We start from the raw sequence: 15,131 nt of genomic DNA on the forward strand, positions 1-15,131 counted from the left end.
TACTGTGAGTGTTATACAGCGAGAATGGTTACAGATTTTAAAACCAAATTTTAAGGTTTTACCCTTAAAAGAACGGTTGCTTTGCGGTGTTGGAGCACTGTGTGGTTTAGCAATTTCTTCCTTAATTAGCTGGTATGTTCTAGGTGGAATTAATGCCTGGTACATTGCACCCATGGGAGCTTCATCTGTTCTCTTATTTGCTGTGCCAACCAGTCCATTGGCTCAACCATGGAATGTGATTGTTGGTAATACGCTAGCCGGAATTATTGGGGTTGCCTGCGCACAGTGGATTCCTGATTTAACCACTGCTTTCAGTGTCGCAGTAGGCTTTGCCATATTCTTAATGATGACTACTGACTCTTTGCATCCACCAAGTGGTGCAGTCGCAATTACGGCTGTGTTAGGTGGTACAGCAATTCATAAATTAGGCTTTTATTTCGTTTTTTATCCCGTTCTGCTCAACTCGTTACTTTTACTCGGTTTCGCCGTCTTTTTTAATAGATTAATTGGAAGACATTATCCAGTTACTGCACGTCTCAATGAGCGTAGCAAAGACCCAACACCGACTCAAAAAGTATCGATTCAACCGAAAGATATTGAGTACGCTTTAGAGCACCACACTGAACTGTTAGATATTAGCCAATACGATTTAGAAAAAATTATTTTAGATGCACAGGAACATGCCAACGAACGCATAGTCAATCAATATACATGTCAGGATATTATGAGCCGTGATGTGATTAAGTTGCATGAAGATGATGATATTCATCAGGCGCTGGATAAGTTCAAGCATATTAATCTCATGAGCTTACCAGTGGTAAATGCTGACAATCATCTAGTAGGAACTTTAGCTTTATATGAAGTTGTGGAATGGTTTAAAGGTGCAGCGGACCCAAGAAACTCTTGGCAGCATTATGTGAAACAGATTATGAGTCATAGAGTGGTGACAGTATTGCCAACACAGCCTATTCAAGATCTTGTGCCTTATTTTGTCGAAAAATCTTTTAATTATATTCCAGTGGTCGAGGAGCGGAAGTTAATCGGAATGATTAGCCGTGCAGATATGATTGCTGCCTTACAACAGCAGTTAAACCGTAAAATATAATCTAAAAAAACAGAGCAAAAAAAAGCTACGGTTGATTAGGGGATGCAACCGTAGCGACCAAAATTAATTAACGTGTTTGCTCTTCATGTATAGTTCGGACGGATTGTCGATAGCCTTCAATATGTTCTGGCTGTTTTTTCGGAATGACTAACCACAAAACCAGATAAACTAAGATTCCGGGAAAGGCCGCACTCATAATTGAAATCACAACAAAAATAATGCGTAGTAAAGTTACGTTCCAACCAAAACGTTCAGCAATACCACCCATTACACCGGCGATCATGCTATGTCGGTTCGAGCGATATAAACCAGAACTGGCCATCTAATTCTCCTTAAAAATAAAAAGTTACAAGGAATTGTTTATTCTCTTGCTTAATAAAAATATGGAGACGAAATAACGGGTTTAAAGTCTTTTAAAAAGTAAAATGGTTAAAATATGTAAAGGATTAGAATGAAGGAAACCAACATCAACTAAAATGCACCTTTTCAGGGCTTAAAGTTTTATGGCAGCAATTGGCTCGTGCCTGAAATGAATATAAACATGGTTGTTGCTGTTATCTGTGAATAATGTATATGTCTTTGAAGCGGTCTAGGTTTTTAGTTAAGCATTTGGTTGTAGGGACTATGATGTGCCTGACACTTAGTGCTTGCGACATAAACCACACCAACTCCAAAGATCACTCTAGTCCAAGTTCTAGTTCTACCAATGAAGAAAATTTAATAAAAAATAGTACATCTACAAAAACATTAGATTATGTGGCAGGTCGTACTTTTTTACCTCAAGAAAATTTAGATCAAACCAAAAAATTAAGCGCAATTTCATTGCAATATGTAGGGCGATATCACACCCGAATTTCATGTGAGGATGCGTTTGCCGATTGTGAGTCTGGAGAGGCAGAGTACATTTTAAATTTATTACCCAATGGATCAGCTTATTGGAATGTTATTCATTTTGGCCGAGTGGGAAGTAAGGATGGAGCCAAAAGTACTGCTATAAATCAGTTGTGTCCTGATTTAAATTGGAAAGTGCATGAAAGAGAGCATGAGTTAACCATTCACTGCCCTTTATCTAATGTTAATTTTTATTTTAATGTTGATTTAAACAAAAGATTGATCGTGAATCTAGAAAAACTGTTTTATAGCGACTACGGTAAAAACCGTGAGTTTTTGGAACAAAACTATTTTGTTCCGAAGCAAGCTTATGTTCTGACTAAAGAATAAATTTTAAATTTTTACTTGAATAAAAAAGAGCGCAATATGAATTGCGCTCTTTTCATTTCACGATTTAAAAATGATTAGTAGTCGAAGCTAAAGTGTTCAACTGGTAATGATGTTAATGTGCGAGAGGTTGTCACCATTGATTCTGCATGACCTTGGGTACGAGGTAACATACGGTCAAAGTAGAAGTCTGCAACTTTGATTTTTGCCTTATAGAATTCAGGTGTTTCTGCACCATCACCTGCTTCTAGTTTCTCAGAAGCAATGACTGCTTGTTGCGCCCAGAAGTAAGCCATCATCACGTAACCTGAGAACATCAAGAAATCTACAGAAGCAGAAGATACGATGTCACGGTCTTTACGTGCAGCAAGCATAATACGAACTGTTAAAGTGTTCCACTGAGCACAAAGCTTAGTTAAATCCCAAGCAAAACGACGTAAGTATTTATTACGTGCGTGTGCAGCACAGAATTTTAAGATTTCAGCAGTGTAGTCACGAACCACTTTACCTTTTGAGCTAAGCAATACTTTACGACCAATCAAGTCAAGTGCTTGAATGCCTGTTGTACCTTCGTATAGCGTTGAGATACGAGCGTCACGAGCGATTTGTTCCATGCCCCATTCTTTGATGTAGCCATGACCGCCGTAAACTTGCATACCGTTGTTTGCAGCTTCTAAACCAAGTTCAGTCAAGAAACCTTTCAAAATTGGTGTGTAGAAACCAAGTTTATCATCGTAGTCTTCGTAAGCAGCTTGGTCGCCACGTGTTAATGCATCTGTCATTTTGTCTGCAAGTTTTGCAGCATGATAGATCATTGAACGGCCACCTTCAGCAATTGCTTTTTGAGTCAACAACAGGCGACGTACGTCAGCATGATGAATGATGGCATCTGCAACTCTTTCAGGTTCTTTTTTACCAGAAAGTGCACGCATAGACATACGATCTTTCGCATAAGGTAATGCACCTTGGAACGATAACTCAGCATGCGCAATACCTTGAACAGCAGTACCAATACGTGCTGTGTTCATGAAGGTAAACATTGCATGTAAACCTTTGTTGACTTCACCGATTAAATAACCAGTGGCATTATCAAAGTTTAGTACAGCAGTTGCAGAAGCACGGATCCCCATTTTGTGTTCGATTGAACCACAGGTCACTGCATTACGTTCACCGATACCACTATCAGCAGTAGGTATGAATTTAGGTACGATAAATAATGAAATACCACGAGTACCAGCAGGCGCATCTGGAAGACGTGCAAGTACGATGTGAATAATATTTTCAGTTAAATCATGTTCACCGGCAGAAATGAAGATTTTTGTACCAGAGATTTTATAAGTGCCATCTGCTTGAGGTTCAGCTTTAGTTTTAACTTGCCCTAAGTCGGTACCACATTGAGGTTCGGTTAAGCACATCGTGCCGCTCCAAGTTCCTTCAACAAGTTTAGGCATATACGTTTGTTTTTGCTCATCGGTACCGAATTGCAAGATGGTGTTCATACAACCTGAACTTAAGCCAGGGTACATCGTAAATGACCAGTTTGCAGTACCCATCATTTCTGATTTGATGAGGTTTAAAGACATTGGTAGGCCTTGACCACCAAATTCTTCTGGATAAGAAAGACCTTGCCAACCACCCATAACGAACTGGTCATAAGCTTCTTTAAAGCCTTTAGGTGTAGTTACTTCGCCGTTGTCAAAATGGCAACCTTCTTCATCGCCAGATTGGTTAAGTGGCGATAATACGTTTTCACAATAATCTGCCGCACCTTCAAGAATCATATCAACGGTATCTGGATCTGCATTTTCACCATTTGATAAAGTTTTGTAGTGAGCAGGGTAATCTAATACTTCATTCATTAAGAAGCGAATATCGTGTAGCGGGGCTTTATATGCTGGCATGGCTTTAATCCTAATTTTGAATCATTGTGGGATTATCTGAATCGATGATTTGATTATTCACTCGCATGATAAAAATACAATGATAATCACATCCGAAAGAAATGTCAGAAAAGCGAATTTTGTCGAAAATAAATACACCTGAAAATACATTTTCTGCTACATTCAGGACTTATACTTTTATGTGAAAAAACAACTATTTTTTTATTTTTAGCAAGTTTTGCTAAAAAGATAAAGCGATAAGGTTTTAAAAAAGGTTATGCATTTAAAATATCTCAGTTTATGTTTATTCAGTTTGGGTTTGACCGCATGTGCGCAGCATAGCCTACGTCCATCAGTGGCATCTGCTCATTTAGATCAAAAAGTCATTCAGGGTATGAATGCAATGTATGAATACCCAAGCTATGACTACCGCGGGCATTTTAAAGTTAATGTTGATTCAAATCAGCCCAACAAAATAAGCACTGTAGAGAAAAGTGCTCAACTTGATGCTGAAGTGCAAAAAAAAGTAGATCAATATTTACGTGAACAAAAAATTAATTTGAATAAAAAACAGAAGCAGGCGCTTTATGCCGCAATTGCAAATGAGCAATCTGTTTCGGGTGTATCTGGCGAATCACGTTCAGAAAAAGTAAATGCCGTTTTAATCAATTTATTAAATGATCTCCAATTTAGTTACGATGGTTCAGTTCATTATCGTCAAAAAATGGGGTCTTTCAACCTCACTGCAAGATATGAAAAACCGACTTTACTCGTGCAGGCAAAATTGCCAATGGTGCTTGATCTAAAGGATTATAAATTTTACGTTAATTATTTCGGATTAATGCCTTATTTGGTGAATAAAGATAATCAAAACAACTTAGCCTATGTCGATTTTTCGAAATATAAAGATCTGTTTACGAACGTCGATATGAAGAAGTTTGTTGAATATGCGAAGGCTTCTGGCGCCGTTTCTTATCGTTTGGCTGACCCGCAAAATTTACAACGTTTACCTATTACAGACGCTGACCGTAAGGCAGGAATTGTAGAAAAAATTCGTTTAAAAGATACGGTTGAGGAGTTACTGCTGCAAGTCGATTTATATGGCCAAGTCAATGAAAAATACCTGCAAAAAAGTGTTTTAGGATTTGATGACCAAAAGATTGCTGAATCTATAGCAACTGAACTTGCTGCTTCTGAAGCTAAGAAAAAGTCAGGTGGTGCCGAAGGGCAGAAGGTTTCTTCTGACGATGCAGCGGCAGTCAGTCAACAACTTTACTCACTCATTAACGCTCATTTTGGCGGTACATTGGCTTCTGAGGAAGGCGATGAAGAACAATCAAGTGCCGCTCAAGAAGCAACGGCAGCAGCAGACGAGGCTTCTGCTTCAGGCCAAGATGAGGATGCTGCTGATGTTGCGGTAGCGGATGCCGAACAAACTACCCAAGATGAAGAAGGCCCAACCCTTACAGAAGAACAATGTGTTGAGTTACAGACCCTTAAAAAACCAGTAGTTTTAGGGGATATTAATTACTGTCAAATATATGGTGTTGATGTTCTTGATCAAAGCGTAGAGAGTGCCCAAAAAACTCAGATCAAGTCTCGTCAAGCTGCTTTAAAACAAACTTTTGCTGCTTATGATCAGAACCAGTTTGTGAATGATGAAGCATTCAAAGCTTTATGGTTAAAGCATAAAGCAGAGATCGAACAAGCTTTACCAAAACAAAGAAATCCAATTACGATTGATGTTGGACTCGATGAAAAAGGCCGTGCAGTCAACGTAGATTACGATATTGCATATACACCAGCTGAATTTAACCATCGCTTTAATATTAAAGCAGACATGCAAATTCTAAATTATGGTAAAGCAACTTCAATTGACCAGCAGCAGCTTAAACAAGCTAAATCAGTTGCTGAAGCAAGTAAGGGTTCTTTATTTGAAAACTTTGTAAAAGGTTTTAGTGAAAAACTTGGGCAAAGTGATGTTTCTGAACATCCAGTTGGCTCACATAGCGATGTACAAGATTTAGATTCGAATCTGGCGCTGTTGGCTAACCAAACTTATGATGCAACACGTGCCTATGACAAAACGTATAAGGCTGTGTTTATTGCAAAATTGACTGCCGAAAAACCGTCATATATTAATTATTATTCAGTTCAACAGTTGCAAGAAATTGCCGAAGTTTATGCTTATTGGTTCTCTGAAGAAGAAACCTATAATCCTCAAGGTAAGGCTTTAGAGCGTATCGAGGGATTGCAGAAAAAGCATCATCTTGAACAAGAAGATCAGTTTGATAATGATTTAGGCCGTGCTGTAGACCATATTGTGATTACAACAATGCAAGGTAAGGCTGGGCGTGAAGCATGGCAAAAATTACAGAAACAATATAAGCAGCCTGAGCAGCTTTTCTCGAAACAATATCAATTAGAATTTGAACAACAAAATGGTGCTTCTGCTGAAGAAAAACAATTGTTGTCACAAACAGCTGATATTTTAGGGAAGGTGTATGTTGCTGCACGTAAACAGCAACTTACGGAAAAAACAATTCAGAATTTAAAACCTGAACATAATGAATTTATTGATTATGAGATTTTCCGAGATGTTTATCAGCAAATGGTTACGACCAAAAAATAATAAATGAAGTAAAAAAGAACCTACATCATGTAGGTTCTTTTTTTATATTTATAGAAAATCTTTTAATTCAGGTCTTACGCCATTCCAGATAGAAAAGGATTCAATAGCCTGACCGACTAACATCCCAAAACCTTCAGAATAGGGCACATTGCGTTGTTTAGCTTGATCAAGGAAGCTAGATGGTTTCCCATATGCCATTTCATAGGCATGTTCGAATTGTAAATTTTCAGGAAGCTGTAGAGCATCGCCTGAAAGGCTTGCAGAAGTCGCATTAATTACAATATCAAATTTCCCTTCTAGCTCATTTAGAGAAATTGCTTGTAATTGAGCTTGCGGGACGGCTACTTTTAGGTCATCTATAAGTTGTTCGGCACGAGCTAGAGTACGGTTTGCAATCACAATCTTTTTTGCGCCAGCTTGTACTAGTGGATAAATAACACCACGAGTTGCACCGCCAGCTCCTAAAATTAAAATAGTCGTATTTTCTAGGTTCCAGTCTAAAGCTTGAATCGCGGCAACTAAGCCTTGGCCATCTGTGTTATCGCCGTGTAATTTGCCATTTTCCATCCATAACGTATTAACTGCTTTTGCAATCTGAGCACGCTCGGTTAGCACATTGCACAAAGCGAAAGCCTGTTCTTTAAACGGCACAGTAACGTTCATGCCACTTCCGCCATTTGCAAAGAAACTACGCATATTTGGCTCAAAACCATCAAGAGGGGCAAGACGTTTTTGATAGTCGAGGTCAACACCTGTTTTTTGAGCGAAAGCATGATGCAATTCAGGAGAGCGTGATTGTTCGATCGGATTGCCAATTACTGCAAACTGTTTGGTCATTGTTATATCCAAAATTTTAAAATGGCATGAAGCAGTTAAAATCTGTGCTGAATATTCAGCAGGCCTCACTATAAGCCAAATTGGAATCAGAAAAAATATTTGAATAGAAACAAAGAAGTTGAAAATAAAAAAGGAGATTCTTTAGGGTGGAAGCCAAAGAATCTCCAAAAAGCAAAAAATTAAGCGACTTTTTCTTTTAAATTTAGCCAGTCACGTGGTTTTAGGTAATAGTCAGTTAAACGTTTCTCTGGAGAGTCTTCATCCCATTCAGGACGATAAGACCAACCTGCAAGGTTAGGTAGACTGACTAAAATAGATTCGATACGTCCGCCTGTTTGTAAGCCAAACAATGTTCCGCGGTCATAGACTAAGTTGTATTCGACATATCTGCCGCGACGGTAAAGCTGAAACTCTCGTTGTACTTCGGTATAAGGTTGTTCACGATGTTTTTCAAAAATTGGCAGAATGGCATTTAAATAGCCATTACCCACAGCTTGAATATATTTAAAGCAAGTTTCGAAATCCCAGCCATTTAGATCATCAAAAAATAAACCACCGACGCCTCGTTGTTCATCGCGATGTTTTAAATAGAAATAATCATCACACCATTTTTTATGTTCTGCATAGACATTGTCACCAAAAGGCTGGCATAAGTCGTAAGCGGCTTGATGCCAATCGATAACATCTTGCTCATCTGGATAGAACGGTGTTAAGTCAAAACCACCGCCAAACCACCAAATTGGATCTTGTCCTTCAGGCTCTGCAACGAATAAACGTACATTGGCATGAGAAGTTGGAATATTGGGATTTTTAGGATGAATCACTAATGACACACCAAGTGCCTGCGCTTTAGCACCAGCGATTTGAGGGTGTCTTTCTGTAGCAGAAGCGGGGAGTTTACTAATGTTGATGTGAGAAAACATCACACCACCTTTTTCAATCACTGTACCATTTTGCAAAACTCGTGAACGACCACCACCACCTTCAGGACGCTCCCAATCATCAATAATAAATTCGCTCGTACCGCCGCCAGCTTTTTCTTGTTGTTCTAAACCAGCACATATACGGGCTTGTAAATCGAGGAGAAATTCGCGGACACGTTGAATATCTGTTGAAGTCGGATGTTGCATAGTGACCCTCAAAGATGATTGAGATAGGAGATAGATACATCAAAGCATAAAACCATAAAGAAAGTAAGGGATTTTTAAGAAATGTCTTAAAAATCCCTTCCAATTATTTTTAAATTTATAATTTTGGCTTAAAAATCATCTTTTTGATAAAGGTGATCCATACGTTCACGTTTTGTTTTTAAATATTGTTCATTAAAAGGGTTGCGTCCAACCGTTAATGGAACACGGCCAACGATATTAATTCCTTGATCTTTGAGTGCCTGAATTTTCAAAGGATTATTGGTAATTAATTTTACTTCTTTCACTGCTAAGTGATCTAGCATGATGCTACACATGTCATAACGACGTGCATCGGCAGGTAAATTTAAAAGTAAATTTGCATCTACAGTGTCATGGCCTTGATCTTGTAAGGCATAGGCGCGAATTTTATTTGTAAGTCCAATACCACGGCCTTCTTGACGTAAATATAAAATAACGCCTTGTCCTGCCTCGTTGATGAGCTTTTGAGTTGCCTGTAATTGAGGGCCACAGTCGCATTTTAATGACGCAAACGCATCACCTGTTAAGCATTCTGAATGCACACGAACCAAAACAGGACCTGTAGGTGGATTTTCTAACCCTTTAGAAAGTGCCACATGTTCTTCACCTGATACCGGATCTTGAAAAACAGAAATATTGAATTCACCAAAAGCGGTCGGAAGTTTTGATGTTGCAATGAACTCTATAGGCACAGATTAACTCATCTTTTAACCGAAAACGGTTTAAAGTATAGCGTAATGCTGGGAGATTGGTCGAATTGTCATAATCATTTTGCGTATGAAGGTTTTCTTTTTTGTATAAAGAAGACGATAATAGTTGATAAATAGTCAGATTATTCAGGATAATCTGCCAACCATACCCATGATGTATGAGAGACTGCTTTGCATGACCTCGTTCGCAAATGTGGCTGATTGAAGGTGACTTCATTCGATTGTATGATCGACCCATTTTGACCCAGCTTAGGATTTGCCAGGCTTATAAAGGCTTTGCCACATATGTTGTATACCGAAATTCCAACTCAACGCCCTGTTACGCCATTGTTAGATGCAATTGATCATCCTCAACAATTACGTCAGCTCGAGCATAGCCAATTGGTTCAAGTGGCTGATGAGTTGCGTCAATATATTTTATATGCAGCAGGCCAGAGTGGTGGCCATTTCGGTGCTAATCTCGGCGTGGTTGAGCTGACGGTTGCGCTGCATTATTGCTTTAATACTCCAAATGACCGATTAGTTTGGGATGTAGGACATCAGGCCTATCCGCACAAAGTCCTGACAGGTCGTCGTGAACAAATGACGACGATTCGTTCTAAAAATGGTTTAGCAGCATTTCCAGCTAGAGAAGAATCAGTTTTCGATACATTTGGCGTAGGACATTCATCAACAGCAATTTCGGCTGGTTTAGGAATGTCGTTAGCACGTCGTTATCAAAACGACCCATGTGAAGTGGTTTGTATTGTAGGTGATGGTGCAATGACAGCGGGTATGGCATTTGAAGCCATGAACGATGCTGTTGCACATAATGCCGATTTAATTGTTGTGCTCAATGACAATGACATGTCAATTTCTTGTAGTACAGGTGGTTTTGCTAAACATTTGGCTGCAATTTGGGAAAAAGGCCATTTAGTTAACGTTAATGAAGATGGCGAAGCGTATATACAGCCACATCCAAAATGGACTTATAACTCTCGTTTGCATCAATCAGCAACAGATGCGGCCGATAATTTATTTAAAGCAATTGGTTTTGATTATTTTGGTCCATTTGATGGCCATGACGTAAATCAACTGGCCCAAGTATTTAATGCTCTGAAGAAGCGTAAAGGTCCACGTTTAGTACACGTCTATACTAAAAAAGGTAAAGGCTTTACTCCTGCAGAAGCGGATCCGATTACCTATCATGCAATTAGCAAAATTAATGCAATCTCAGCAGGTAAAACACCACCTAAATATTCTGATGTATTTGGTCAGTGGTTATGTGATGAAGCGGCGCAAGATGAGCGTCTACTCGCGATCACACCTGCAATGTGTGAAGGCTCGGGCATGGTTCAGTTTGCTAAAGAATTTCCACAGAGATTCTTTGATGTTGCAATTGCTGAACAGCATGCTGTAACACTTGCAGCAGGAATGGCTTGTGAAGGCTTAAAACCTGTTGTTGCAATCTATTCGACGTTCTTGCAGCGTGGTTACGATCAGTTTATTCATGATGTTGCATTACAGAACCTTGATGTGACTTTCGGGATTGACCGTGCTGGTTTGGTTGGTGAAGATGGTCCAACTCATGCAGGTGCATATGATTATGCATACATGCGTACAGTTCCAAACATAGTCATCATGGCGCCAAAAGATGAAAATGAATGTCGTCAGATGCTTCATACAGCCTATGTCTATAATGGACCAGCTGCGGTACGTTACCCTCGTGGTGCAGGTGTAGGTGTTGAAATTCAGCAAGAGTTGACCACTATTGAATTAGGGAAAGCTGAAATCGTTGCTGAAATAAAGACTAGCTGTGAAGAGCAGATTACAATTTTGGCATTCGGTAGCAGAGTGATGGTTGCTATAGAGGCTGCTGAACAATTTGCACAAAAACATGATGTGGGCGTGCGTGTTGTAAATATGAGATTTGTGAAACCGCTTGATGAAAAAATGATTCGTGATTTAGCTGAAAATACTCATTTATTTGTCACAGTTGAAGAGCATGCCGTTATGGGTGGTGCAGGTAGCGCTGTCAATGAGTTTATGGCGCAAGAACAAATTGTGAAACCTATCATTAATTTAGGCTTGCCAGATTTGTTCCTACAACAGGCTTCACACGGACAAATGCTACAAGACTGCGGGTTGGATGCTAAAGGTATTTTGAGCTCAATTGAGAGAGTTTGGCTTAAGCTCAATCAGGTGGTTTAGGCCTCCAATAAAATTTTTGAAACATTTTCCCCCTAAAAGCGCATATATTTGCTAAAATATCTGCGCTTTTATGCATTATTCTTTGTCAAAATCTTCAAATTTGTCTAGTGGGTGTTCAATGGAACCTATGGTGGTTATGGCTGCGCGTGCGGCTCAAACAGTTGGTCAAGAGCTTTTAAAAGCGCATCAAAATCGTCATAAACTCGATTTACAAGTTGAAGAGAAAGGCATTGATGGCCCAGTAACACGTGTAGATCGTTATTTAGAACAATTAGCGATTGATACGTTACGTAAAAGTTATAAGAACCATAGCTTCTTAGGTGAAGAGTTTGGTTTGCAAGAAGGCAAAGGCCATGATGCAGAGTGGTGCTGGGTAATTGACCCGCTTGATGGCACACAAAACTTTATTAATGGTTTCCCTCATTTCTGTATTTCTATTGCAGTTCAACATAAAGGTGTTACTCAACACGGCGTAATCTACGATCCAGTACGTGATGAGTTGTTCTCTGCTAGCCGTGGTCGCGGTGCAGTTATGAATCAACGCCGTATTCGTGTAAATGTAAAAGATAGTTTAGAGAATACATTCTTGGCAGTAGGCCATCCTTACCGTGCTAAACGTGCTGGCGAAATCGTATCTTATGCAGAGCAGCACTTCGCATCGTTATTAGCGGTTACTCAAGCAGGTGCACAAATCCGTCGTGGCGGTTCAGCTGCTCTAGATTTAGCGTATGTAGCTGCAGGTCGTTTTGATGGTTTCTTTGAGCTTGGTTTAAAGCCATGGGATATTGCTGCTGGTGAACTTATTCTTAAAGAAGCGGGCGGTGTAGTTGTTGACGCACGTGGTGGTAATAACTCATTTGAAAATGGTCAAGTACTTGCATGTTCGCTTAAGTTATTAAAACCTTTAATGCAAACAGTTGTTCCAGCTTGGGATAAAGCTGCAAAATAATTTAGCGTATTATAAATAAAACCCTCTTTAATCAGAGGGTTTTGTGTTTTAAGTAAAGAGTAAAATTAAATTAATTCGAGAAATATGAATAAAGTTGATTAAAACAGGTGACTTTTAATTTATTTCTGCTATAATCCGCCAACGCACTTAAATTTCCGTTCATTACCTGAACATTCTGTTCTATTCATTGTAAGCGCACGCCGTCCATAGAGAGGACCATTTCTTGCGCCCCGATCGCTCAGCGATTCTTCAGGTTCGGCCGTAATCAAGCATGCGTTTAGTCCACATCGTCGTTACTCGGATTGCTGCTGAATAAAAGCTTTCAGCTAATTTTGCTTTGCCGCTTTTTGCCGATGTCTATTTTGTATTTATTAAAAATGGAGCACCCACAAGGGTGAAACTCTCTATGAGCAAATCTTTTGCCGAATTTTCTTTGCATGAAACCTTACAACAAGCGCTTGAAGGTTTAGGTTTTACTACCCCGACTGCTGTACAAGAACAAGCAATTCCTGCTGCTTTAGAAGGTAAAGACCTTCTCGTATCAAGCCAAACTGGTTCTGGTAAAACTGCAGCATTCTTACTCCCAACATTAAATGCTTTAGCTGGTCAAGAGTCTGTTGTACCGTTCAAAGACCGTATGAAAGCAGTGACTCAACCGAATATCTTGGTAATTTCACCAACTCGTGAATTGGCACAGCAAGTAAGTCAAGATGCAATTGCACTTGTACGTCACATGAAAGGTGTTCGTATTGCTGCCATTATGGGCGGTATGCCATTTGCAAAACAAATTCAACAATTAAAAGGCGCGCAAGTTGTTGTTGCAACACCTGGTCGTTTACTTGACTTGGTGAATCGTCGTCAAATTAAATTAGATCAAGTAGATGCTTTAATCGTTGATGAAGCGGACCGTATGCTTGACCTAGGTTTCTCTGAAGACTTAGAAGCAATTAGCGAATTAGCAGCTAACCGTAAACAAACATTAATGTTCTCTGCAACATTTGCTGATCGTATCATTCGTCTTGCATCATGCATGATGAAAGATCCTATGCGTATCGCAATTGAAACAGGTCATTCAACCAATACAGATATTACGCAAACATTGCATTGGACTGATGGCTTCGAACATAAGAAAAAATTACTTACACATTGGTTAAGTGATGAAAACTTAGATCAAGCTGTTGTTTTTGCTAGCACGCAAGAAGATACAGATATGTTGGCAGAAGAACTTGCTGAAGCAGGTCATTCTGTTGTTGCACTTCATGGTGCAATGCCACAAACAGTTCGTAACCGTCGTTTACGTAGTATTCGTGAAGGTCGTGCAAAAATCCTAGTTGCAACTGACGTTGCTGCTCGTGGTCTTGACGTTCCGACTATTTCTCACGTAATTAACTTCGGTCTTCCGATGAAGCATGAAGATTATGTACACCGTATTGGTCGTACTGGTCGTGCTGGTCGTACTGGTCAAGCAATTACTTTAGCGACTTATCGTGAACGCGGTAAGATCCGTGCACTTGAAGAATATTTAGAAGCACGTTTGAGTGTTTCTGAAATTGAAGGCTTAGAGCCATCTCCACCTCCTGCTCGTTCAGGTCGTGATGGCGGTGGTCGTGGCCGTAGTGGTAATGGCGGCGGTGGTCGTGATGGTCGTCGTAATGGCGGCGGTGGTTTTGGTGGTGGTCGTCGTTTTGAAGGCGAAAGCAACTTTAAACGCCGTGAAGGTGGTCGTGATGACCGTCCACGTCGTAGCTTCGATGATAAACCACGTGGTGAGCGTCCAGCGTTCGGCGGTGAAGATCGTCCGCGTCGCGAGTTCAATTCAGACCGTCCACGTCGTGAAGGTGGTTTTGAAGATCGTCCACGTCGTGAGTTCACTTCAGATCGTCCACGTCGCGAAGGTGGTTTCAATGATAAACCGCGTTTTGAATCGAATGATGATAACCGTGGTAATCGCGTAGATTATAAACCACGTCGTGAAGGTGGTTTTGGTGACCGTCCAAAACGTAGCTTTGGTGGTGAAGATCGTCCGCGTCGTAGCTTCGATGATAAACCACGCGGTGAGCGTCCAGCATTTGGTGGTGAAGATCGCCCACGTCGTAGTTTCGATGACAAACCACGTGGTGAGCGTCCAGCGTTCGGCGGTGGTGATGATCGTCCAAAACGTAGCTTTGGTGGTGAAGATCGTCCGCGTCGTAGCTTCGATGATAAACCACGCGGTGAGCGTCCAGCGTTTGGCGGTGAAGATCGTCCGCGTCGTAGTTTTGATGACAAACCACGTGGTGAACGTCCAGCGTTCGGCGGTGGTGATGATCGTCCAAAACGTAGCTTTGGTGGTGAAGATCGTCCGCGTCGTAGCTTCGATGATAAACCACCGCGTCGTAAATTCGACCGCTAATCAATATTTAGTTTGAAAAAAAAGGCCAGTAAAGATACTGGCCTTTTTT

At 40.2% G+C, this 15,131-nt stretch carries 11 protein-coding genes; 6 read left to right on the top strand and 5 right to left on the bottom strand.

Annotated features, from left to right (window positions below):
* Window positions 1-4 precede the first annotated feature (4 nt).
* Window positions 5-1,105, top strand: a complete 1,101-nt coding sequence (locus tag BMW38_RS18240) for an HPP family protein (protein WP_092710748.1) — start codon at window positions 5-7, stop codon at window positions 1,103-1,105.
* 67 nt (window positions 1,106-1,172) lie between these two features.
* Here the strand turns inward: BMW38_RS18240 and BMW38_RS18245 are convergent, their stop codons facing one another.
* Window positions 1,173-1,427 carry a PspC domain-containing protein gene (locus BMW38_RS18245; protein ID WP_005038434.1) on the bottom strand — a complete coding sequence of 85 codons (255 nt, stop codon included), beginning with the start codon at window positions 1,425-1,427 and terminating at the stop codon, window positions 1,173-1,175.
* A 251-nt stretch (window positions 1,428-1,678) separates the two neighbouring features.
* On the opposite strand from BMW38_RS18245, the gene BMW38_RS18250 reads away from it, so the two are divergent.
* Window positions 1,679-2,326 carry a hypothetical protein gene (locus tag BMW38_RS18250; RefSeq protein ID WP_092710771.1) on the top strand — a complete coding sequence of 216 codons (648 nt, stop codon included), beginning with the start codon at window positions 1,679-1,681 and terminating at the stop codon, window positions 2,324-2,326.
* A gap of 74 nt (window positions 2,327-2,400) precedes the next feature.
* Here the strand turns inward: BMW38_RS18250 and BMW38_RS18255 are convergent, their stop codons facing one another.
* Entirely contained in the window at window positions 2,401-4,224 is a 1,824-nt protein-coding gene (locus tag BMW38_RS18255) for an acyl-CoA dehydrogenase C-terminal domain-containing protein (RefSeq protein ID WP_003653705.1), read from the bottom strand.
* Between the two features lie 256 nt (window positions 4,225-4,480).
* Here BMW38_RS18255 and BMW38_RS18260 point away from each other — a divergent pair, with 256 nt between their 5' ends.
* The gene (locus BMW38_RS18260) at window positions 4,481-6,835 is read left to right on the top strand and encodes a hypothetical protein (protein WP_092710752.1); all 2,355 of its coding nucleotides are present in this window, start codon (window positions 4,481-4,483) and stop codon (window positions 6,833-6,835) included.
* Window positions 6,836-6,883: 48 nt separating this feature from the next.
* Here BMW38_RS18260 and aroE read toward each other — a convergent pair whose 3' ends face one another.
* The 3 genes from aroE to ribA form a co-directional block, all read right to left on the bottom strand.
* Window positions 6,884-7,672 (bottom strand): shikimate dehydrogenase, encoded by a 789-nt coding sequence (aroE, locus tag BMW38_RS18265; protein WP_092710755.1) that lies wholly within the window; start codon window positions 7,670-7,672, stop codon window positions 6,884-6,886.
* Window positions 7,673-7,851: 179 nt separating this feature from the next.
* Complete coding sequence (gene hemF / locus BMW38_RS18270; RefSeq protein WP_092710758.1) at window positions 7,852-8,802, bottom strand: oxygen-dependent coproporphyrinogen oxidase; 951 nt, start codon at window positions 8,800-8,802, stop codon at window positions 7,852-7,854.
* Between the two features lie 128 nt (window positions 8,803-8,930).
* On the bottom strand, window positions 8,931-9,533 hold the full coding sequence (gene ribA, locus BMW38_RS18275; protein WP_005043912.1) for a GTP cyclohydrolase II: 603 nt from the start codon (window positions 9,531-9,533) through the stop codon (window positions 8,931-8,933).
* A 303-nt stretch (window positions 9,534-9,836) separates the two neighbouring features.
* On the opposite strand from ribA, the gene dxs reads away from it, so the two are divergent.
* The 3 genes from dxs (at window position 9,837) to BMW38_RS18290 (ending at window position 15,082) form a co-directional block, all read left to right on the top strand.
* On the top strand, window positions 9,837-11,741 hold the full coding sequence (gene dxs / locus BMW38_RS18280) for a 1-deoxy-D-xylulose-5-phosphate synthase (RefSeq protein ID WP_092710761.1): 1,905 nt from the start codon (window positions 9,837-9,839) through the stop codon (window positions 11,739-11,741).
* A gap of 118 nt (window positions 11,742-11,859) precedes the next feature.
* Entirely contained in the window at window positions 11,860-12,690 is an 831-nt protein-coding gene (locus tag BMW38_RS18285; protein WP_003653693.1) for an inositol monophosphatase family protein, read from the top strand.
* 406 nt (window positions 12,691-13,096) lie between these two features.
* Window positions 13,097-15,082: a DEAD/DEAH box helicase gene (locus BMW38_RS18290; RefSeq protein ID WP_092710765.1), complete on the top strand. Its 1,986-nt coding sequence runs from the start codon at window positions 13,097-13,099 to the stop codon at window positions 15,080-15,082.
* The last annotated feature ends 49 nt before the right edge of the window (window positions 15,083-15,131 follow it).

The organism is Acinetobacter sp. yr461 (assembly GCF_900110445.1).
Lineage (GTDB): Bacteria > Pseudomonadota > Gammaproteobacteria > Pseudomonadales > Moraxellaceae > Acinetobacter > Acinetobacter calcoaceticus.